This window comes from Mesorhizobium sp. M1006 (assembly GCF_040318825.1).
In the GTDB taxonomy this organism is placed as follows: domain Bacteria; phylum Pseudomonadota; class Alphaproteobacteria; order Rhizobiales; family Rhizobiaceae; genus Mesorhizobium.
On record NZ_JAMYMZ010000004.1, the window covers coordinates 216,191 to 235,797 of the forward strand.

Below are 19,607 nucleotides of genomic sequence, written 5' to 3' on the forward strand. Positions count from 1 at the left end.
GGACGGGACAACATGGCACGCATTCTGCTGGCGGAAGACGACGACGACATGCGCCGGTTCCTCGTCAAGGCGCTGGAGCGCGCCGGTTATCAGGTCAGCGATTTCGACAATGGCGCCAGCGCCTATGAGCGGCTGCGCGAGGAACCTTTTTCGCTGCTTTTGACCGACATCGTCATGCCCGAGATGGATGGCATCGAGCTCGCCCGACGCGCCACGGAGATCGATCCCGACCTCAAGGTGATGTTCATCACCGGCTTCGCCGCCGTCGCGCTGAACCCTGATTCCAAGGCGCCGAAAGACGCCAAGGTGCTATCGAAGCCGTTCCACCTGCGCGACCTCGTCAACGAGGTCGAAAAGATGCTGCAGGCCGCCTGACGCGCTTTTTGTCGCGTCTTGACCGACGCCGCAAGCCAGGCGTTCTTTCCCTTTTCCCGCTATTGACGTGCCGAACCAAAAATGGTGTATGCGCGGCTTCGGATGGGCGTGTAGCTCAGCGGGAGAGCACTGCATTGACATTGCAGGGGTCACAGGTTCAATCCCTGTCACGCCCACCATCCAAATAATCCCTCAATTGGCCGTCGGTATTTTTCGTCGACTGATGTTCCCGGCCAATACCGGCCTCAGGCCGCACCGAGGCGCAGATCGCCGGTCTCGACGTGCTCCAGAAACCAGGCATAGGTCTGTTCCAACCCGCTGCGCAGCGAGTAACGCGGGCGCCAGCCGGTGGCGAACAGACGCGACACGTCCATCAGCTTGCGCGGCGTGCCGTCCGGCTTCGTCGCATCGAATGTTATTGCGGCATCGGCGCCGGCGACCGACACGATGGTGCGGGCAAGATCGGCAATGGTGATGTCTTCCCCCGAGCCGACATTGATGTGGCTGTCGCCCGAATAATTCTTCAGCAACCAGACCAGCGCGTCGGCGGCGTCGTCGACATGCAGGAATTCGCGCATCGGCGTGCCTGATCCCCACACCTCCAGGCTCTTGCGGCCGGCGCGTCTGGCCTCGTGCGCCTTGCGCATCAGAGCGGGCACGACATGGCTGGAATTGAGGTCGAAATTGTCGCCCGGACCGTAGAGATTGGTCGGCATCGCCGAGATGTAGTCGACGCCGTACTGGCGCCGATAGGCCTGGCACAGTTTCAGCCCGGCGATCTTGGCGATCGCATACCATTCGTTAGTGGGTTCGAGCGGCCCGGTCAGCAAGGCGTCCTCGGAGATCGGCTGCGCCGCGAATTTGGGATAGATGCAGGATGAACCGAGAAACAGCAGCTTCTGCACCTCGTTGCGGAAGGCGCTGTCGATGACATTGTTCTGCATGACGAGATTGTCCTGCAGAAAATCGACCGGAAGCCTGTTGTTGGCCAGGATACCGCCAACCTTGGCCGCCGCCATCACCACTGCATCCGGCTTGCGGTCGGCCATCCAGCGCCGCACGCCGGCCTGGTCGAGAAGATCGATCTCGGCGCGCGAGGCGGTCAGGACCTCGCAATCCTCGTCGGCCAATCGGCGCAGGATGGCCGAGCCGACCATGCCGCGATGTCCGGCCACGAAAACGCGCTTACCCTGAAGGTCGAAGGTCATCAGCTTACCCCAATGCAGAACGGCAGCTATGCCAGTTGGCCGGCGGAGCGCCGGATCGGCTTCTCTGTTGCCGGACGCATACCGCATACAGATTTGCCCAGACAAGGCAAATCGCAAAGCCACCCGAAGCAACCTTTGGATCGGACGCTGTAGCGCTCGCGATCAGACGCCCGCTACCGCGCACAGGCTTGTCATTCTGGCAATGGCAAGCCCGGGGTCGGCCAGCAACCCTGCCTGGTCGGCAAGGCGAAAGACATCGGCATAGTGACGGACGCCGCGCGCCGATTGCATGCCGCCGACCATCGAAAAATGCTCCTGATGGCCGTTCAGCCATGCCATGAAGACGATGCCGGCCTTGTAGTATTCGGTCGGCGCCTCGAAGATCTTGCGCGACAGCGGCACTGTCGGGGCCATCAGCGCGTCGTAGCCCGCGCGGTCGCCGTCGGCCAGCTTTGCCAGCGCCGCATTGGCGACCGGCGCGATGGCATCGAAAATGCCGAGCAGCGCGTGCGAATGTCTGTCGCCGTCGCCGGCGATCAGCTCGGGGTAATTGAAATCGTCGCCGGTGAACATCAGCACGCCCTCGGGCAGCCGATCCCTGAGCGCAATCTCCTTGCCGGCATCGAGCAGCGATATCTTTATGCCTTCGACCTTGCCGGCATGGCATTCGATGATCGCGACCACCGTCTCCAGCGCAGTTTCGAGGTCGCTGCTGCCCCAGTAGCCTTTCAGCGCCGGGTCGAACATGTCGCCCAGCCAGTGCAGGATGACCTTGCCGGAGGCCTGGGACAGGATGCGGTCGTAGACGCCGATATAGTCGTCGGGGCCTTTGGCGACCGCCGCCAGCGCCCGGCTGGCCATCATGATCGCCTTGCCGCCAAGCCCTTCGATGAAGCCGAGCTGTTCTTCATAGGCCGCGATGACATCGTCTAGCCTGCTGGCGCCCCCCGGCGCCAGATGGTCGGTGCCGGCGCCCGACGCAAGATCGGCGCCTTCGACGCTGCGCGCCTCGGCGATCGAGCGGCGGATCAATTCCTTGGCATTCGCCCAGTCGAAACCCATGCCGCGCTGAGAGGTGTCCATCGCTTCGGCGACACGGAAGCCAAGCCGCCAGAGGTGACGGCGAAACGCCATCGTCTTGTCCCAGTCGACCGCGGGCCTCGACCACGGATCGGTCATGGCGAGGGGATCGGCAACTACATGGGCGGCGGCGTAGGCGATGCGCGAGAAGCGAGCGCCGGCCACAGGCTGCACCGGCTGGCCGACAAGCCGGTAGCGGACACGGCCGGCGCCTTCCCCGGGCAAGGTGATGTCCATGGCTCTCTCCCTTACCAACGCCTATTAAATGGAACGTTCCAACAAATCAAGAATATTTTGCCGCCTGCCTCGTGCAGCGAAAATTGCTGCATCGCAGTAGCCGAAAGCCCTGCTTGCTGGAGGATTGCGCCGCCGAGCCGCATTTTTTCCCGGCTTCGCAAAAACGCGATTGACTTAAATGCGCCGCATGGATTAGATCGTTCCAATAAAATCGCACAAGAAACCACCGGGAGGACAGATCTGGATGGCCAGCCGGGCCAAGGCAACGATACTCGACATCGCCCGTGAGGCGGGCGTGTCCAAATCGACGGTATCGCTGGTGCTGCAAGGCAGCGGGCTGATCCGGCCCGAAACCGCGCTCAAGGTGCGCAAGGCGATCGAGGACGTCGGCTATGTCTACAACCGCGGCGCCGCCAATCTGCGCAAGGCCCATTCCAACGTCATCGGCATGGTCATCAACGATCTCACCAATCCGTTTTTCGCCGAGCTCGCGGTCGGCATGGAGCGCGTCTTCCAGTCGGCCGGCGTCGTGCCTTTCATCGCCAATACGGCCGAAAACCCGGTGCGCCAGGAAGAGGTTCTGAAATCGCTGATGGAGCAGGGTGTCGCCGGGCTCGTCGTGTCGCCGGCGCGCGGCACCACGCCTGGCGCGTTCCGCCGCCTTGAGACCGCAGGCGTTCCGGTCGTCTTCGTCATGCGCCGCCTCCCCGAAAGCCGTATCCCGGTGATCACGCCCGACAATCATCGCGGCGCTTATCTTGCCACCGCCCATCTGATCGGCAAGGGCCACAGCCGGCTGGCCTTCTTCGGCGGCTCGTCCGACCTTGTCGTCTATCACGAACGCCTGGGGGGCTTTCGCGAGGCCTGTGAAGCGCTCGGCATCGATCCGGCCGACAGACTGGTCTTCGAGGGCGAAACCAGCCGCAAGGGCGGTATTGCCTGCCTGGAAACCGCACTTGCCATGGCCGCGCCGCCGACCGCGGCCCTTTGCTTCAACGATGCGGTCGCCTTCGGCGTCTTGCTGGCGCTGCGCAAGCGCGGCCTGGAACCCGGCGCGGACTTTGCCGTCGTCGGCTTCGACGACGTCCCCGAGGCCGAGCACTATATGCCGGCGCTGACCAGCGTCGCGGTGAACACCGCCGGCCTCGGCGAGCGCGCCGCCCATGTCGTGCTGAAGATGATCCAATCGCGCACCACGCGCGCCGAGGATCATATCGGCGCCGTCAACCTCGTGGTCAGGGAAAGCTGCGGCCCCGATCGCAAGGAGCATGGCTGCGCAGGAATGGGAGACGCGGCATGACCGTCAGTTGGGGGCTGATCGGCGCCAGCACGATCGCAAGACAGTTCATGATCGGCGCCATCCGCGCGCAGCCGGACGGCGAGATCGCCGCAGTGATGAGCTCCAGCCCGGAGCGGGCTACCGCCTATGCTCTGGAAAACCGCATTCCGGCGGCGGTCGCGACGATTGATGAATTGCTCGGCTCCGACATCGACGCCGTCTACATCTCGACCACCAACGAATTGCATCTCGAACAGGCACTCGCCGCGATCGAGGCGGGAAAGCATGTGCTTTGCGAAAAACCACTGGCGCTGACCAGCGCCGACGCGCGCAAGATGGTCGCGGCGGCCAGGGCCGCCGGCGTCGTGCTCGGCACCAATCACCATCTGCGCAATGCCGGCTCGCATCGGGCGATGCGCGAAGCGATCGCTGGCGGCCGCATCGGCAGGCCGATCGCCGCGCGCGTCTTCCACTCCGTCTATCTGCCGGAAAACCTGCAGGGCTGGCGCATCACCAGGCCGGACGCCGGCGGCGGCGTGGTGCTCGACATCACCGTCCACGATGCCGACACGCTGCGCTTCGTGCTCGGCGACGATCCGGTCGAGATCTCGGCATTCACGCAATCGGCCGGCATGGCCGCCGGCGGGCTGGAAGACGGCGCCATGTGCCTCTGGCGCTTCGCATCGGGCGTCATCGCCCAGTCGCACGAGGGCTTTACCACCAAATTCGCCGGCAGCGGCTTCGAGGTGCATGGCAGCGAAGGCTCGCTGATCGCCAAGGACGTGATGACGCAGAAGCCGCTCGGCTCTGTGTTGCTTCGCACGGCACAGGGTGAGGAGGAATTGAGCTTCGACCGCGAAGACCTCTATGCCCGTTCGCTGCGCCAATTCCACGCGGCGATCCGCGGCGAGGGCCAGCCGTCCGCCACCGGCGAGGACGGCGTCTGGTCGCTGACATCAGCCGAAGCGGCATTGCAATCGGCCAGGTCCGGCAAGGCCGTTGCCATCGACCCGAAGCTCGGGAGCGCAGCGTGAGCAAGCTCGTTTCCGCGGCTGAGGCTGCCGGCCTGATTAGGGATGGCGTGGTCGTTTCCGTGTCGTCGTCGAGCGGCCTCGGCTGCCCGGATGCGGTGCTTGCCGCGATCGGCGAGCGCTTCGACGCCGACGGCCATCCCAGGGACATTACGACGCTGCACCCGATCGCCGCTGGTGACATGTACGGCATCAAGGGCATCGACCATGTAGCCAAGCCCGGCCTGTTGAAGCGCACTTTGTGCGGTTCCTATCCGTCCGGCCCGTCATCTTCCGAACCGCCGCAGATCTGGAAGATGATCGGCAACAATACGGTTGCCGCCTACAACGTGCCGTCCGGTATCCTGTTCGACATGCATCGTGAGGCCGCCGCCAAGCGCCCCGGCGTGCTGACCAAGGTCGGGCTCGACACCTTTGCCGACCCGCGCCACCAGGGCTGCGCCATGAATGCTGCCGCCAGCGAGCCGATCGTTTCGGTGCAGCAGTTCGACGGCGAGGAATGGCTCTATTTCCGCTCGATCGTACCGCAGGTCGCGATCATCCGCGCCACCACGGCCGACGAGCGCGGCAACCTTACCTATGAGCATGAAGGTGCCTATCTCGGCGGCCTCGAACAGGCGCTGGCCGCCCGCAACAATGGCGGCATCGTCATCGCGCAGGTCAAGCGCGTCGTCGAGAACGGCACGCTGAAGCCGCACGATGTGCGCGTGCCCGGCGTGCTGGTCGACCATATCGTGGTGGCGCCCGACCAGTTGCAGACGACGCTGACGCCCTACGATCCGGCCATCTCCGGCGAGATTTTCCGGCCGCTGTCGAGCTTTCGCAACGCCGAGATGAACGTCCAGAAGGTCATTGCGCGCCGCGTCGCCATGGAGCTTGCCGACGGCATGGCGGTCAATATCGGCTTCGGCATCTCGGCCAATGTGCCGCGCATCCTGCTCGAGGAAGGCCAGCACGGCAAGGTCACCTGGGTCATCGAACAGGGTGCGGTCGGCGGCGTGCCGCTGCTCGACTTCAAGTTCGGCTGCTCGTCGAACGCCGACGCCTTCATGCCCTCGCCGCACCAGTTCATCTATTTCCAGGCCGGCGGCTTCGACGCCTCGCTGCTGTCCTTCCTGCAGATCGACCGGCACGGCTCCGTCAATGTCTCGAAGCTTTCGGCGCGGCCCCACGTCACCGCCGGCGCCGGCGGCTTCGTCGACATCACCGCGCGGGCGAAGAAGATCGTCTTTTCCGGTTTCTTCAATGCCGGCGCCAAGTTGTCGCTTGCCGGTGGCGGCATCCGCATCGACCAGGAGGGCAAGGTCAAGAAAGTCGTCGGTGAGGTCGAGCATATCTCCTTCTCGGGCAAGCGTGCCGTCGCGCAGGGACAGGATATCACCTATGTCACCGAGCGCTGCGTGATGAAGCTGACGCCTGCGGGGCTGATGGTGACCGAGTTGGCGCCGGGCATCGACCTCGAGCGCGATGTGCTGGCGCAGGCCGAGATCCCGCTCGCCGTCGCCAACGACCTGAAAGTGACGCCGGATGCGCTCTACCGGGACCGGCCGATCGGCCTGTCGCTCAATGGCGGCGCGTCGCTTGGAGGCGCACATGGCTGAGCGTCTGGTAACCTTTGAAACCGACGGCGCCATCGGCATTGTCACGCTGCGCCGGCCGGAGAAATTCAACGCGCTCGATATTCCGATGCTGCGGGCGCTGGAAGCGGCACTCGACGAGGCCGAGACAGCAACCGGCGTCCGCGTCGTGCTGGTCTGCGGCGAAGGCAAGGGCTTTTGCGCCGGCGGCGACGTCGAGGCTTGGGCAGAAATGAGCGCTGCCGATTTCCAGGTGCAATGGGTGCGCTACGGCCACCGCGTCTTCGACCGGCTGGCGCGGCTGCGGCAGCCCACGATCGCCGTTCTTGCCGGCCATGCGCTGGGCGGCGGGCTGGAACTGGCGGCGGCTTGCGACTTTCGCGTGGCGGAAACGCAGGTGAAGTTGGGGTTCCCCGAAACCTCGATCGGCGTCGTTCCCGGCTGGTCCGGCACACAGCGCGCCGTGCGCCGCTTCGGCGCGCAGGCAGTGCGGCGGATGGCGCTCGGCGGCGAGGTGTTTCTGGCGACCGAGGCTCTTGCTCTGGGGATTGTCGACCGGGTGGTCGACACCGGCAAGGCGTTCGCCGAAGCCAAGGCCTGGGCCGGCAAGATCGCCGAGCGCGGGCCACTGGCAACCGAGGCCGCCAAGCTGATGATTGCCATTGCGGAAAGCGAGGAGAGTGCTGCCGCGACCGAAGCGCTGGCCAGCAGCTTCATCGCGCAGACAAACGATCTCAGGGCCGGCGTCGAGGCTTTCAAGGCCAAGCAGAAGCCGGCCTTCTCAAGATCTTAGGAACCTGAAACTCACATGAACGCACCTCTCAACATCGCCATGCCCGCCGAGGCAGCCGCAGCGCCGAAAAACTACCGGCTGCTGATCGGCGGCAGGTTCGTCGACGCCCAGGACGGCCGCACGCTGGAGCGCAGCAGCCCTGGCCACGGCTTCACCGTCTCGCGCTATGCACAAGCCGGCGCGGCGGACGTGGAGGCTGCGGTACAGGCCGCGCACAGGGCCTTCGAGACCGGCCCGTGGCCGCGCATGAAGGCCGCCGAGCGCGCCGCGATCCTGCTCAAGGCTGCTGACCTGATCGAGGCGCGGCTGGACGAGATTGCCCGGCTCGACGCACTGGAATCCGGCAAGCCGATTGCGCAGGCGCGCGGCGAGATCGGCGGCGCCGTCGATATCTGGCGTTATGCCGCGGCACTTGCCCGCACGCTTCACGGCGAAAGCTACGCCAATCTCGGCGATGCCATGCTCGGCGTCGTGTTGCGCGAACCGATCGGCGTCGTCTCCATCATCACGCCGTGGAATTTCCCGTTCCTTATCGTCAGCCAGAAACTACCCTTCGCGCTCGCCGCCGGCTGCACGGCGGTGGTCAAGCCGAGCGAGATGACCTCGGCCTCGACCTTTGTGCTCGGCGAGATCCTGATGCAGGCCGGCCTGCCGGATGGCGTCGTCAACATCCTTGCCGGGTTGGGCGCCGATGTCGGCGCACCGATGGTCAGCCATCCGCTGGTCGAGATGGTGTCGTTCACCGGCTCCACCCGCGTCGGCAAGATGACCATGGCGTCTGCCGCCAACTCGCTGAAGAAACTCGCGATGGAGCTCGGCGGCAAGAACGGCCAGATCGTCTTTCCCGATGCCGACCTCGAGGCCGCCGCCGACGCAGCGGTGTTCGGCGGCTTTTTCAATGCCGGCGAATGCTGCAATGCCGGCAGCCGGCTGATCGTCCATGAGGCGATCGCCGACGAGTTCCTCGGCGCCGTCAATGCCCTCACCGCCAAGGTGATTGTCGGCGACCCGCTCGACGACCGCACCAAGGTCGGCGCGATGATCTCCGCCGACCATATGGCCAAGGTCACCGGCTACGTGACGGCAGCGGAAAACGGCGGCGGCCGGATCTGTAGCGGCGGCAATCAGCTTGCTTCGAGCGCCGGCCAGTATCTTGATCCGACCATCGTTCGCGATGTCACCGAAGACATGGCCATTGCACGCGAGGAAGTGTTCGGTCCGGTGCTCTCGGTGCTGACTTTTGAATCGATTGAAAGGGCGTTGCACATCGCCAACAACACGCCCTATGGTCTGTCGGCGGGCGTGTGGAGCGCCAGCATCGATACCTGCATGTCGGTGGCGCGGAATGTGCGTTCGGGAACCGTTTGGGTGAACACGTTCATGGAGGGTTACCCCGAGCTGCCTTTCGGCGGCTACAAGCAGTCCGGTCTCGGACGCGAACTCGGCAAGCGCGCCGTCGAGGATTATACCGAGGAAAAGACAATCCAGTTTCATCGCGGCCAGCGCACCGGATGGTGGGTCGGCTGAGTTGGGAAGAACCCGGCGGGCATCCGCCGGTCGTGTAAGTTCAACAAGGGAGGAAGTACATGTTGCGCAAACTGCTTATCGGGACGGCTCTCGCATCGGGCGTTGCGTTCGCGGCCCATGCCGAGGACGTCAAGGAAGTCCAGATGCTGCATTGGTGGACGTCGGGCGGCGAAGCTGCCGCTCTGAACGTGCTCAAGCAGGATCTGGCCAAGGAAGGCTTTGCCTGGAAGGACGTGCCGGTGGCCGGCGGCGGCGGCGACGCCGCCATGACCGCGCTGAAGGCGATGGTGGCAGCGGGCAACTACCCGACCGCCTCGCAGATGCTTGGCTATACCGTGCTCGATTACGCCGCAGCCGGCGTTATGGGCGACCTGACCGAGACGGCGATAAAGGAAGGCTGGGACAAGTCCGTTCCCGCGGCCCTGCAGAAATTCTCCGTCTATGACGGCAAGTGGGTCGCGGCTCCGGTCAACGTCCACTCGGTCAACTGGCTATGGATCAACAAGGCGGTGATGGACAAGATCGGCGGCACCGAGCCCAAGACCTTCGACGACTTCATTGCGTTGCTGGACAAAGCCAAGGCGGCGGGCGTCATCCCGCTCGCGCTGGGCGGCCAGAACTGGCAGGAAGCGACAATGTTCGACTCAGTCGTGCTGTCGACCGGCGGGCCTGAGTTCTACAAGAAGGCCTTCAACGACCTCGACGAGGAGTCGCTGAAGTCCGACACGATGAAGAAGTCGTTCGACAATCTCGCCAAGCTCGTCACCTATGTCGACCCGAACTTCTCGGGCCGGGACTGGAACCTCGCCACCGCCATGGTCATCAAGGGCGATGCGCTGGTGCAGGTGATGGGTGACTGGGCCAAGGGCGAATTCAACGCCGCCAAGAAGGTCCCGGGCACCGACTTCCTGTGCTACCGCTTCCCGGGCACCGACGGCAGCGTCGTCTACAACTCCGACATGTTCGGCATGTTCAACGTTCCGGAGGACCGCAAGGCCGCCCAGATCGCCCTGGCCACCGCCACGCTGTCGAAGAGCTTCCAGTCGGCCTTCAACGTCGTCAAGGGCTCTGTTCCGGCCCGCACCGACGTGCCGGACACCGATTTCGACGCTTGCGGCAAGAAGGGCATGGCCGACCTGAAGGCCGCCAATGAAGGCGGCACGCTGTTCGGTTCGCTGGCGCAGGGCTATGGCGCGCCTCCCGCGGTTGCCAACGCCTACAAGGATGTCGTCTCGAAATTCGTGCACGGCCAGATCAAGACCTCGGACGAGGCCGTGACCCAACTGGTCAGCGCGATCGAAGACGCCAAGTAAGGCACCCGCCCATGTGAATGATCTCCCCGGCGCAAGCCGGGGAGATCCCCTGCGGCGAGGTTTTGCGGTTGCGCCGACCGGCACGCTTTCGTGCCGCAGAGCCCGAGACAGCAGAATTCCGGACCCGCCATACGGAATGGACAGATGAGCACAGTTGCTGAAACCAGTATCACGCTGACGCCGGAGCACGATGCCCGTCCGGGCGCCACGGTGCGCTCGCGCCTTCAGAATGCGCTGCCGAAGCTCGTGCTGGCGCCGAGCTTCGCCGCCACAATCGTCTTCGTCTACGGCTTCATCCTGTGGACGATCTATCTGTCCTTCACCAATTCCAAGACCTTTCCCTCCTATGCGATCACCGGGCCACGCGCCTATCAGCGGCTATGGCGCTGGACTTTCGAAAGCGATCCGCCGTCCTCCTGGTACACGTCGATCACCAATATGGGGATTTTCGGCTTCCTCTACATTTCCATCTGCCTGGCGCTCGGCCTGTTCCTGGCGATCCTGCTCGACCAGAAGATCCGCGGCGAAGGTGTGCTGCGGCCGATCTACCTCTACCCGATGGCACTGTCGTTCATCGTCACCGGCGTTGCCTGGAAATGGTTTCTGGACCCCGGCCTCGGCCTCGAGCAGACACTGCACCAATGGGGCTGGACGAGCTTCCATTTCGACTGGATCAAGAACAAGGATTTCGTCATCTACACGGTGGTCATCGCCGGCGTCTGGCAGGCGTCGGGCTTCATCATGGCGATGTTCCTGGCCGGCCTGCGCGGCATCGACGGCGAGATCCTGAAGGCGGCGCAGATCGACGGCGCCACCACCTTCCAGCTCTACCGTCGCATCGTCATCCCGCTGCTGCGGCCGATCTTCCTGTCCGCCTTGATCGTCCTCGCGCATCTCGCCATCAAATCCTACGATCTGGTGGTCGCGCTGACCAGCGGCGGGCCGGGCGGTTCGGCCTGGCTGCCGTCCAACTTCATGTATGAGTACACCTTCAAGCGCAACGAGATGGCCGTCGGCTCGGCCAGCGCCGTGATCATGCTGATGACCATCACCGCGATCATCGTTCCCTATCTCTATTCCGAGCTTCGGGAGAAGCCGCGATGAGCGCCGTGGCCACTCCTGCTCGCCAGAGCACTGGCGGTATCAGCGCCAGGACGGTCAACCGTATTGTCATCTACGGGCTGCTGGCGCTGTTCGCGCTGTTCTATCTGATGCCGCTGTTCGTCATGCTTGTGACCTCGTTCAAGACCATGGACGAAATCCAGAACGGCAACATGCTGGCGCTGCCGCAGGAGCCGACCTTCGCACCTTGGATAAGGGCGTGGAGCGAGGTTTGCTCGGGTCTCACCTGCGTCGGCATGAAGGGTTATTTCTGGAACTCGATCAAGATGGTGGTTCCGGCCGTCATCATCTCGACCCTGCTCGGCGCGCTCAACGGCTATGTGCTGACGAAGTGGCGCTTTCGCGGGGCGACGCTGGTGTTCGGGCTGATGCTGTTTGCCTGCTTCATTCCGTTCCAGTCCGTCCTCTTGCCGATGGCAACGATCCTCGGCAGCCTCGGCCGGTTCGGCGTCAAGCTGCAGAACGCGACCGGCCTCACCTTCGGCTTCGGCAATCCGACCGTGAACCTGGTGTTCGTTCACGTCGTCTACGGCATCGGCTTCACCACCCTGTTCTTCCGCAATTATTACGAAGCGTTTCCGAACGAGCTGGTGAAGGCGGCGCAGATCGACGGCGCCAGCTTCTTCCAGATCTTCCGGCGCATCATGCTGCCCAACTCGCTGCCGATCATCGTGGTGACGGTGATCTACCAGTTCACCAACATCTGGAACGACTTCCTCTTCGCTTCCGCCTATGCCGGCTCAGGCGACGTGATGCCGATGACGGTGGCGCTGAACAATGTCGTCAACACCTCGACCGGCGTCGTCGAATACAACGTCAACATGGCGGCGGCGATGATCGCCGCGCTGCCGACGCTCCTCGTATACGTGCTCGCCGGCCGCTATTTCGTGCGCGGCCTGATGGCCGGCGCCGTCAAAGGATAATCGCATGGCTTTTCTGGAAATTGACGGGCTGAAGAAGCGTTTCGGAGCGGTCGAGATCCTGAAAGGCATCGACCTCGACCTGGAAAAGGGCGGCTTCCTCGTGCTGGTCGGGCCTTCCGGTTGCGGCAAGTCCACGCTGCTCAACACTATTGCCGGCCTGGAAACCATCACCGAAGGGGAAATCCGCGTCGACGGACGCACGATCAACGATCTCCACCCCTCCAAGCGCGACATCGCCATGGTCTTCCAGAGCTACGCGCTCTATCCGAACATGACGGTTGCCGGCAATATCGCCTTCGGCATGGAGATGCGCGGCGTGCCGGCCGGCGAGCGCCAGAAGGCGATCGACAAGGTGGCGAAGGTCCTGCAGATCGGCCATTTGCTGAAGCGCAAGCCAAGCCAGCTCTCCGGCGGCCAGCGCCAGCGCGTCGCCATGGGCCGGGCGCTGGTGCGCGATCCAAAGCTGTTCCTGTTCGACGAGCCTTTGTCCAATCTCGACGCCAAGCTGCGTGTCGACATGCGCATCGAGATCAAGCGCCTGCACGCCACCACCGGCACCACCATCGTCTACGTCACCCACGACCAGATCGAGGCGATGACGCTGGCCACCAAGATCGCGGTGATGCGCGACGGCGAGGTGCAGCAGTTCGGCACGCCAGCCGAAATCTATAACAATCCGGTCAACCTGTTTGTTGCCGACTTCATGGGCTCGCCGGCGATGAACCTGATCCCGGCGACGATCGGCAGCAACGGCAGCGGCTTCTCCGTCGTCATGGAGCGCGAGGCGCGCCAGCCGATCTCGCTGCCGCTGGGCAATGCGCCGGCCGGCCTGTCGGCATTCCAGGGAAAACCGATCATCTTCGGCGTCCGCCCGGAAGCACTGACCGATCCCGAGGGTGCCGAACGCAACGCCTCGAACATCGCCCGCGCCGACTGTCACATCGAGGTCATCGAGCCGGCCGGCTCGGATACGTTCGCGGTCACCAATCTCGGCGGCAAGGCGGTGGTGGCGCGGCTGCGCGCCGATGCCAAAATCCAGCCCGGCACGGTCACGCCGCTCGCCTTCAACCTGACCAAGGCGGTGTTCTTCGATCCGGCGACCGAGAAACGCATCGTCTAACGGCCATGACAAATCCCGACATCGTCATCATCGGCTCCGGCATAGGCGGCGCCACGATCGCCTCCGGCCTTGCCGGCAGTGGCGCCTCGATCCTGATGCTGGAGCGCGGCGAAGCCCTGCCGGCAACGCCGCACACACGCGACACCCGCGCGATCTTCGTCGATGGTCATTATCGGCCGAAGGAGATGTGGCTCGAGGCCGGCGGAGCGCCTTTCAACCCGGGCAATTACTACTATGTCGGCGGCAATTCGAAATTCTACGGCGCTGTGCTGATCCGCTACCGCAGGGAAGACTTTTCGGAGATGGAGCACTATGGCGGCATCTCGCCGGCCTGGCCGTTTTCCTATGAGGAATTCGAACCCTGGTATTCCAGGGCCGAGCAGCTTTTTCGCGTGCGCGGTGCACTCGGCGAAGACCCGACCGAGCCGTTCCACTCTACGCCCTACCCTTTCGGGCCGGTACCAGACGAGCCGCCGATCGCGCGTGCGCGCGCCGAGTTGAAGAGCCTAGGCCTGCATCCGGCATCGCTGCCGCTCGGCGTCGACATCGAAGCCTGGCTGAAAGATGGCAGCACGCCGTGGGACGCGTTTCCCAACACCGGGACCGGCAAGATCGACGCGCAATCCGGGCCGTTGGCAGCAGCCCTTGCCGATCAGAATATCCGGCTTGAGACCGGCGCCCATGTCGAATATCTCGAGGCATCGCCGGACGCCAGGACGATCGAGACCGTCCATTACCGCCAGAACGGTGCGCTGAAGAAAGTCGCGCCGAAGCTGGTGATCCTGTCGGCCGGCGCGGTCAATTCAGCCGCCGTCCTGCTGCGTTCGCCTTCCCCTTCTTCCAAGGGCAAGGGAGGTGGCAAAGGCCTGGCCAACCGTTCCGACCAGGTCGGCCGCAACTTCATGAACCACAATTCGAGCGCCATGCTGGCGATCGATCCGCGCCGCAGGAACAAGTCCGTCTACCAGAAGACGCTGATGCTGAACGATTATTATCTGTCCGACGGCAAGGGCGGCAAACCGCTCGGCAACGTCCAGCTTCTAGGCAAAGTCGACGGCAACATCCTCAAGGCCAATGTCAGGCGCGCGCCCAAATTCGCGCTGGATTTCATGGCCGGCCACGCCGTCGACTGGTATCTGATGTGCGAGGACCTGCCCGATCCCGACAGCCGCATCATGGTCGACGGCAAGGACATCGTCATGCAGTGGCGGCGCTCCAACATGCAGTCGCTCGACGGACTGACCAAGGTGATGCGCGAGAATTTCCGCGCCTGCGGCTATCCGATCGTCCTGTCACGTCCGTTTGACAAGCGCACGCCCTCACATCAGTGCGGCACGGTGAAGATGGGCAACGATCCAGCGACCTCGCCGCTGGATCCGTTCTGCCGCTCCTTCGACCACAGCAATTTGTTCGTCGTCGATGCTGGCTTCCTGCCGAATTCGGCCGCCGTCAATCCGGCGCTGTCGATCGCCGCACAGGCGCTGCGCGTCGCCGATCATATCCGCAAGACGGAGCTTGCAACATGAGCCGCCCGGCAGCGATCGTCACCGGCGGCGCGCGCGGCATCGGCCTTGCCTGTGCCGAGGCGCTGGCCGGCGCAGGCTTCGACATCCTCGTCGCCGACCTTGCTGACGAAGCCGCAGACGGGCTCGCCGCCGACATCACCGGGCGCGGCGCGAAATTCGCCTATGTCAGCTGCGACATCGCCGACCTCGACGGCCACGCAGCGCTGATTGATGCCGCGACAAGCGCCTTCGGCCGCATCGACTGCCTGGTCAACAATGCCGGCATCGGCACTGTCCTGCGCGGCGATCTGCTCGAGCTCAAGCCGGAAAATTTCGACCGGGTGCTCGGCATCAATCTGCGCGGCACCGTATTCCTCAGCCAGGCCGTCGCCAAAGCGATGCTCGGCCTGCCAAGCGATGGTGCGAGATCGATCATCACCATCACTTCGGTCAGCGCCGCCATGGCCTCGCCGGAACGTTCCGATTACTGCATCTCCAAGGCTGGGCTTTCGATGTGGGTGAAGAACCTGGCACTGCGGCTCGCCGCCGAAAATATCGCCGTGTTCGAGGTGCGCCCGGGCATCATCCGCACCAACATGACCGCCGGTGTGACCGCCAAATATGACGGGCTGATCGACGGCGGGCTGGTGCCGGCGATGCGCTGGGGCGAGAGCGAAGATATCGGTGCCGCCGTGGCGGCGCTCGCCGGCGGCAAGTTCGGCTTTTCGACCGGCTCGGTCATCAATGTCGACGGTGCGCTGTCGGTGCCGAGGCTATGAACAGGTGACGCCATGACCGACTACATAATCGTCGGCGCCGGCCCGGCCGGGTGCGTACTCGCCAACCGGTTGAGCGAAGATCCGTCGCATCAGGTGCTGCTGCTCGAAGCCGGCGGCAAGGACTGGCATCCGCTGATCCACATGCCGGCCGGTTTTGCCAAGATGACCAAGGGCATCGCCGCCTGGGGCTGGTCGACAGTGCCGCAAAAGCATATGAAAGACCGCGTCTTCCGATACACTCAGGCCAAGGTGATCGGTGGCGGCTCTTCGATCAACGCCCAGATCTACACGCGCGGCAACGCCCGCGACTACGACGCCTGGGAGAAGGAAGAAGGCCTTGCTGGCTGGGGCTATCGCGACGTACTGCCCTATTTCAAGCGCGCCGAGAACAATCAACGTTATGCCAACGATTTCCACGGCGACCAAGGCCCGCTCGGCGTGTCGAACCCGATCGCGCCGCTGCCGATCTGCGAGGCCTATTTCCGTGCCGGACAGGAGATGGGCATCCCCTTCAATCCCGACTTCAACGGGGTAGCCCAGGAGGGCGTCGGTTACTATCAGCTGACGCAGAAGGACGCGAAGCGCTCCTCCGCCTCTGTCGCCTATCTCCGGCCGATCCGCGAGCGAAAGAATCTCACCGTCAGGACCGGCGTTCTGGTGACACGCATCGTCGTCGACAAGGGCCGCGCCGTTGGCGTCGAGATCGTCGACAGGCCGGGCGGCCAGCCAACGATCCTGCGCGCCGAGCGCGAGGTGATCGTCTCGTCCGGCGCCATCGGCTCGCCGAAGCTTTTGCTGCAGTCGGGCATCGGCCCGGCCGACCATCTGGAGGCGGTCGGCGTGACACCGGTGCACGATCTGCCCGGCGTCGGCTCCAATCTCCAGGATCATCTCGACCTGTTCGTCATCGCCGAATGCACCGGCGATCACACCTACGACAACTACGCCAAGCTGCACTGGACGGCTTGGGCCGGCCTGCAGTATCTGCTCCTGAAGAAAGGCCCGGTAGCCTCCAGCCTGTTCGAGACCGGCGGCTTCTGGTACGCCGATCCGACCGCCGCCTCTCCCGATATCCAGCTGCATCTCGGCCTCGGCTCCGGCATCGAGGCCGGCGTCGAGAAGCTGAACAATCCGGGCGTGACATTGAACTCGGCCTTCCTGCGCCCGCGCTCGCGCGGCACCGTGCGGCTGAACAGTGCCGACCCGGCCGACCGCCCGCTGATCGATCCGAACTATTGGTCCGATCCCTATGACCGCGACATGTCGATCAAGGGGCTGAGGCTGGCGCGCGAGATCATGCGGCAGAAGGCGCTGCAGCCCTATGTACTGCGCGAGGTACTGCCGGGACCCGACCTGCAGAGCGGCGACGAGCTGTTCGACTACGCCTGCCGCAGTTCCAAGACCGACCACCACCCGGTCGGCACCTGCCGCATGGGCCACGATGCGATGAGCGTGGTAACGCCAGATCTCAGGCTGCGCGGTATCGAGGGCCTGCGCGTCTGCGACGCCTCGGTGATGCCGCGCATCCCCTCCTCCAACACCAATGCCCCGACGATCATGGTTGGCGAAAAAGGCGCCGATCTGATCCTTGGCCGCGAGCCGCTGCCGCCGGCGGTGTTTTCCACCAACCGAGCGGCATGAGGGACAAAGAATGATCAGGCACTGTGTCTTCGTCAGATTTCGCAACGATGCCGCCGACGCCGAGCGCGCGGCAATCCATGCCGATCTCGAAGTGTTGCGGGCCGTGATCGACGGCATGGGCAAGGTCGAATTCAGCGCCAATACCAGCCCGGAACCCTTCGCCCGCGGCTTCACGCACGGCTTCACCATCGACTTTCGCGACGCTGCGGCACGCGATGCCTATCTGGAGCATGAAGCGCATCAGCGAGCCGGCGCAAAACTGGTCGCGGCGCTCGAAGGCGGCACCGACGGGCTGATGGTGTTTGATCTGGAGATCGCGTGACTATCCCATTCTCAGCGCAACGACGCCGGCAACGATGCTAAGCACCGCGGCACCTCGCCATGCCGTCATCTTCTCGCCGAGCGCGAACACCGAGATCATCATGGCGAACAGGATCGATGTTTCGCGCAGCGACGCCACCGAGGCGATCGGCGCCTTGGTCATCGCCCACATCACGATCCAGTAGGCGCCGCCGCTGAGCACGCCGGTATAGATTCCGGCCTTCCAGTCGCGCGCCAGCACCGGCAGCGCCTGTGGGCCGCGAGAGACGACGCATAGCACCAGCGCCCACAGCGCATCGCAGACGAACAGCCAGGCGGCATAACTCGACGCGGTGGCGGCCAGCCGCGCGCCGCTGCCGTCCGACAGCGTGTAGCTGGCGATGAAGATCGATGTGCCCAACGCGAAACCGACGGCGCGCAGGTTCAATTTCTCCAGATGCGCGCCGCCGCGAAACGACAGCACCAGCGTGCCCGCCGACAACAAGAGGATGCCGAGAATGGCGAGCGGCGCCGGCATCTCGGCAACCACCACAACGCCCCCCAAAGCGGCCAGCAATGGCGCGGTGCCGCGCGCCAGCGGATAGGTCTGGGCGAAATCGCCGGCCTTGTAGGCGCCGATCAGGAACGTCCTGTAGCCCATGTGGAAGACAACCGAGGCGAGGATGTATGGCCACACTTCCGGCTTCGGCACCTCGACGAAAGGCAACGTCACCAGCGCAGCGGCACCCATGCCGAGCGTCATCAGTGTGATCGACAGGAAACGGTCGAGGTGGACCTTGACCAGCGCGTTCCAGATCGCATGCATGGAAGCGGCGGCGAGCACCGCGAAAAAGACAAACAGGCTCATCGGCGGTTCATCCGCCGCCCGTCCCGATGACGATCGGCGTCTCCAGGTCGATATCGACCCAGAGCGGAAAATGGTCGGAAGCGATTTGGCCGATATCGGCGCTGACCGAGCGCACGCGCCCGGCAAACATGCCGCCGACGAAGCAATGGTCGAGCCGGCGCTTTGCCAGCCTGCCATCGATAGTCTTCACATGGGTGTGGAAATCCGCTGTCGGTTCCATTGCGACGGCGGCGACATCGACAAAACCGTCGAGATAGGCGGCACCGCGATGATAGGGCGCGCTGCCGACAATGCGCCGGTACTCGGCGCTATCCGGCTCCATGTTGAAGTCGCCCAACCAGATCGCCGCTACGGGGTTTTCTGGCTCCTGTTCGCCATTGCTCCAGTTGCGCGCCGGCTCGTCGTCGGCGCCGCTCCATGGGCCGCCCTCGGACGGCGCGCGGCGATGCTCGGCGAGCAAATAGTCGATCTGCTCCAGCCGCTCCTCGGCCGCGATATGCGCCAGATTCAACGACAGCACCCGCACCGGACCGGCAGGGGTGCGGATCATGCATTCGAGTGCGGCATTGCGGGTGTTGAGCGGCCGCAGCGTGCGCCTGAGCGGCAGCGTATGCAGCCGCGACCAGACGATCGGAAGCTTCGACAGAACCATGGTGCCGAATTGCCGCCGCCGGTTGACGATGCGGCCTTCACGCCGGTGGCTGGCATCCATGTCGAAGGCCGGCCCGTAGACCCAATGGTAGTCGGGCAGAAATTGCGAAAGAAGTTCCGGCTGGTCGTCCTCGTTGCTGCGCAACCAGTGCCGTTCCACCTCCTGCAAGGCGATGATGTCGGCGCCGGCCACGACCTTGGCACAACGCGCCAGGTCGTAGCGGCCATCGCTGCCGAAGCCGTACTGGATGTTATAGCTGACCAGCTTCATTGCTTAT

General features: G+C 64.2%; 18 protein-coding genes and 1 tRNA gene. 15 read left to right on the forward strand and 4 right to left on the reverse strand.

Annotation, left to right across the window (positions count from 1 at the left end; translation table 11 throughout):
• Positions 1-12 precede the first annotated feature (12 nt).
• Together cpdR and NKH60_RS05680 are read left to right on the forward strand one after the other, a co-directional pair.
• The gene (gene cpdR, locus NKH60_RS05675) at positions 13-375 is read left to right on the forward strand and encodes a cell cycle two-component system response regulator CpdR (protein ID WP_006199474.1); all 363 of its coding nucleotides are present in this window, start codon (positions 13-15) and stop codon (positions 373-375) included.
• Between the two features lie 104 nt (positions 376-479).
• A tRNA-Val gene (locus NKH60_RS05680) sits at positions 480-554 on the forward strand.
• Between the two features lie 66 nt (positions 555-620).
• Here the strand turns inward: NKH60_RS05680 and fcl are convergent.
• Together fcl and NKH60_RS05690 are read right to left on the reverse strand one after the other, a co-directional pair.
• The gene (fcl, locus tag NKH60_RS05685) at positions 621-1,583 is read right to left on the reverse strand and encodes a GDP-L-fucose synthase (RefSeq protein ID WP_352814368.1); all 963 of its coding nucleotides are present in this window, start codon (positions 1,581-1,583) and stop codon (positions 621-623) included.
• A 162-nt stretch (positions 1,584-1,745) separates the two neighbouring features.
• Complete coding sequence (locus tag NKH60_RS05690) at positions 1,746-2,900, reverse strand: dihydrodipicolinate synthase family protein (RefSeq protein WP_352832464.1); 1,155 nt, start codon at positions 2,898-2,900, stop codon at positions 1,746-1,748.
• A 244-nt stretch (positions 2,901-3,144) separates the two neighbouring features.
• Between NKH60_RS05690 and NKH60_RS05695 the strand changes: the two genes are divergently transcribed.
• The 13 genes from NKH60_RS05695 (at position 3,145) to NKH60_RS05755 (ending at position 17,832) form a co-directional block, all read left to right on the forward strand.
• Complete coding sequence (locus NKH60_RS05695; protein ID WP_352832466.1) at positions 3,145-4,200, forward strand: LacI family DNA-binding transcriptional regulator; 1,056 nt, start codon at positions 3,145-3,147, stop codon at positions 4,198-4,200.
• Positions 4,197-5,213 (forward strand): Gfo/Idh/MocA family protein, encoded by a 1,017-nt coding sequence (locus NKH60_RS05700; protein ID WP_352832469.1) that lies wholly within the window; start codon positions 4,197-4,199, stop codon positions 5,211-5,213. The genes NKH60_RS05695 and NKH60_RS05700 overlap by 4 nt, the downstream gene beginning before the upstream one ends.
• The gene (locus NKH60_RS05705; protein WP_352832471.1) at positions 5,210-6,811 is read left to right on the forward strand and encodes an acyl CoA:acetate/3-ketoacid CoA transferase; all 1,602 of its coding nucleotides are present in this window, start codon (positions 5,210-5,212) and stop codon (positions 6,809-6,811) included. Before NKH60_RS05700 ends, NKH60_RS05705 begins: the two co-directional genes overlap by 4 nt.
• Positions 6,804-7,580: an enoyl-CoA hydratase/isomerase family protein gene (locus NKH60_RS05710; RefSeq protein WP_352832474.1), complete on the forward strand. Its 777-nt coding sequence runs from the start codon at positions 6,804-6,806 to the stop codon at positions 7,578-7,580. The genes NKH60_RS05705 and NKH60_RS05710 overlap by 8 nt, the downstream gene beginning before the upstream one ends.
• Before the next feature lie 15 nt (positions 7,581-7,595).
• The gene (locus NKH60_RS05715) at positions 7,596-9,107 is read left to right on the forward strand and encodes an aldehyde dehydrogenase family protein (protein ID WP_352832477.1); all 1,512 of its coding nucleotides are present in this window, start codon (positions 7,596-7,598) and stop codon (positions 9,105-9,107) included.
• A gap of 59 nt (positions 9,108-9,166) precedes the next feature.
• A complete protein-coding gene (locus NKH60_RS05720; RefSeq protein ID WP_031194023.1) occupies positions 9,167-10,420 on the forward strand; it encodes an ABC transporter substrate-binding protein in 1,254 nt (417 codons plus the stop codon).
• A 144-nt stretch (positions 10,421-10,564) separates the two neighbouring features.
• Positions 10,565-11,524: a carbohydrate ABC transporter permease gene (locus NKH60_RS05725; protein WP_352469510.1), complete on the forward strand. Its 960-nt coding sequence runs from the start codon at positions 10,565-10,567 to the stop codon at positions 11,522-11,524.
• Complete coding sequence (locus NKH60_RS05730) at positions 11,521-12,465, forward strand: carbohydrate ABC transporter permease (protein WP_023675367.1); 945 nt, start codon at positions 11,521-11,523, stop codon at positions 12,463-12,465. Before NKH60_RS05725 ends, NKH60_RS05730 begins: the two co-directional genes overlap by 4 nt.
• Positions 12,466-12,469: 4 nt before the next feature.
• Entirely contained in the window at positions 12,470-13,585 is a 1,116-nt protein-coding gene (locus tag NKH60_RS05735; protein ID WP_023675366.1) for an ABC transporter ATP-binding protein, read from the forward strand.
• 5 nt (positions 13,586-13,590) lie between these two features.
• Positions 13,591-15,111, forward strand: a complete 1,521-nt coding sequence (locus NKH60_RS05740; RefSeq protein ID WP_352612924.1) for a GMC oxidoreductase — start codon at positions 13,591-13,593, stop codon at positions 15,109-15,111.
• Positions 15,108-15,869, forward strand: coding sequence for a 3-ketoacyl-ACP reductase (locus NKH60_RS05745; RefSeq protein ID WP_352612926.1), 762 nt, complete (start codon positions 15,108-15,110; stop codon positions 15,867-15,869). The genes NKH60_RS05740 and NKH60_RS05745 overlap by 4 nt, the downstream gene beginning before the upstream one ends.
• Before the next feature lie 12 nt (positions 15,870-15,881).
• Positions 15,882-17,510, forward strand: coding sequence for a GMC family oxidoreductase (locus tag NKH60_RS05750; RefSeq protein WP_352832482.1), 1,629 nt, complete (start codon positions 15,882-15,884; stop codon positions 17,508-17,510).
• A 10-nt stretch (positions 17,511-17,520) separates the two neighbouring features.
• Positions 17,521-17,832 (forward strand): Dabb family protein, encoded by a 312-nt coding sequence (locus tag NKH60_RS05755; RefSeq protein ID WP_352612930.1) that lies wholly within the window; start codon positions 17,521-17,523, stop codon positions 17,830-17,832.
• Here NKH60_RS05755 and NKH60_RS05760 read toward each other — a convergent pair whose 3' ends face one another.
• Positions 17,833-18,678: an EamA family transporter gene (locus tag NKH60_RS05760; RefSeq protein ID WP_352539371.1), complete on the reverse strand. Its 846-nt coding sequence runs from the start codon at positions 18,676-18,678 to the stop codon at positions 17,833-17,835.
• A 7-nt stretch (positions 18,679-18,685) separates the two neighbouring features.
• On the reverse strand, positions 18,686-19,600 hold the full coding sequence (locus NKH60_RS05765) for an endonuclease/exonuclease/phosphatase family protein (protein WP_352871425.1): 915 nt from the start codon (positions 19,598-19,600) through the stop codon (positions 18,686-18,688).
• Between the last annotated feature and the right edge of the window lie 7 nt (positions 19,601-19,607).

What these genes read in the sequence shown, in the direction of transcription:
- NKH60_RS05715 (WP_352832477.1), top strand. Translation starts at nt 7,596, where the DNA reads ATGAACGCACCTCTCAACATCGCCATGCCCGCCGAGGCAGCCGCAGCG.
- NKH60_RS05740 (WP_352612924.1), top strand. Translation starts at nt 13,591, where the DNA reads ATGACAAATCCCGACATCGTCATCATCGGCTCCGGCATAGGCGGCGCC.
- NKH60_RS05750 (WP_352832482.1), top strand. Translation starts at nt 15,882, where the DNA reads ATGACCGACTACATAATCGTCGGCGCCGGCCCGGCCGGGTGCGTACTC.
- NKH60_RS05730 (WP_023675367.1), top strand. Translation starts at nt 11,521, where the DNA reads ATGAGCGCCGTGGCCACTCCTGCTCGCCAGAGCACTGGCGGTATCAGC.
- NKH60_RS05760 (WP_352539371.1), bottom strand. Translation starts at nt 18,678, where the DNA reads ATGAGCCTGTTTGTCTTTTTCGCGGTGCTCGCCGCCGCTTCCATGCAT.
- NKH60_RS05720 (WP_031194023.1), top strand. Translation starts at nt 9,167, where the DNA reads ATGTTGCGCAAACTGCTTATCGGGACGGCTCTCGCATCGGGCGTTGCG.
- NKH60_RS05700 (WP_352832469.1), top strand. Translation starts at nt 4,197, where the DNA reads ATGACCGTCAGTTGGGGGCTGATCGGCGCCAGCACGATCGCAAGACAG.
- NKH60_RS05695 (WP_352832466.1), top strand. Translation starts at nt 3,145, where the DNA reads ATGGCCAGCCGGGCCAAGGCAACGATACTCGACATCGCCCGTGAGGCG.
- NKH60_RS05765 (WP_352871425.1), bottom strand. Translation starts at nt 19,600, where the DNA reads ATGAAGCTGGTCAGCTATAACATCCAGTACGGCTTCGGCAGCGATGGC.
- cpdR (WP_006199474.1), top strand. Translation starts at nt 13, where the DNA reads ATGGCACGCATTCTGCTGGCGGAAGACGACGACGACATGCGCCGGTTC.
- NKH60_RS05690 (WP_352832464.1), bottom strand. Translation starts at nt 2,900, where the DNA reads ATGGACATCACCTTGCCCGGGGAAGGCGCCGGCCGTGTCCGCTACCGG.
- NKH60_RS05755 (WP_352612930.1), top strand. Translation starts at nt 17,521, where the DNA reads ATGATCAGGCACTGTGTCTTCGTCAGATTTCGCAACGATGCCGCCGAC.
- NKH60_RS05745 (WP_352612926.1), top strand. Translation starts at nt 15,108, where the DNA reads ATGAGCCGCCCGGCAGCGATCGTCACCGGCGGCGCGCGCGGCATCGGC.
- NKH60_RS05710 (WP_352832474.1), top strand. Translation starts at nt 6,804, where the DNA reads ATGGCTGAGCGTCTGGTAACCTTTGAAACCGACGGCGCCATCGGCATT.
- fcl (WP_352814368.1), bottom strand. Translation starts at nt 1,583, where the DNA reads ATGACCTTCGACCTTCAGGGTAAGCGCGTTTTCGTGGCCGGACATCGC.
- NKH60_RS05735 (WP_023675366.1), top strand. Translation starts at nt 12,470, where the DNA reads ATGGCTTTTCTGGAAATTGACGGGCTGAAGAAGCGTTTCGGAGCGGTC.
- NKH60_RS05725 (WP_352469510.1), top strand. Translation starts at nt 10,565, where the DNA reads ATGAGCACAGTTGCTGAAACCAGTATCACGCTGACGCCGGAGCACGAT.